Annotated in this window: 1 protein-coding gene; it reads left to right on the top strand. The window is 62.1% G+C overall.

The window, feature by feature from the left end; translation table 11 throughout:
- Positions 1–330: ATP-binding protein (locus ASG05_RS16965; protein WP_369814062.1), on the top strand; the 330-nt coding region annotated here is incomplete at both ends.

Consider the following 330-nt stretch of genomic DNA (forward strand, 5'->3'; position numbering starts at 1 on the left):
CGGCCCGCTTCCCGGCCTACCGCGATCTCAGCGGCTTCGACTTCGCCAGCAGCGAGGTCAATGAAGCCCTCGTCCGCCAACTTCATCGTTGCGAGTTCCTGGAGGACGCGCACAACGTCGTGCTGGTGGGAGGACCTGGAACAGGCAAGACCCACATCGCCACGGCTCTGGGCATCCAGGCCATCGAACACCATCACAAACGCGTTCGCTTCTTCTCCACCGTCGAGCTCGTCAATCTCCTCGAACAGGAAAAGGTCCAAGGGAAGAGCGGTCAGATCGCCGGGCGGCTCGTCCATTCCGATCTCGTCATCCTGGACGAGCTGGGCTACC

This window comes from Frigoribacterium sp. Leaf186 (assembly GCF_001423905.1).
Lineage (GTDB): Bacteria > Actinomycetota > Actinomycetes > Actinomycetales > Microbacteriaceae > Frigoribacterium.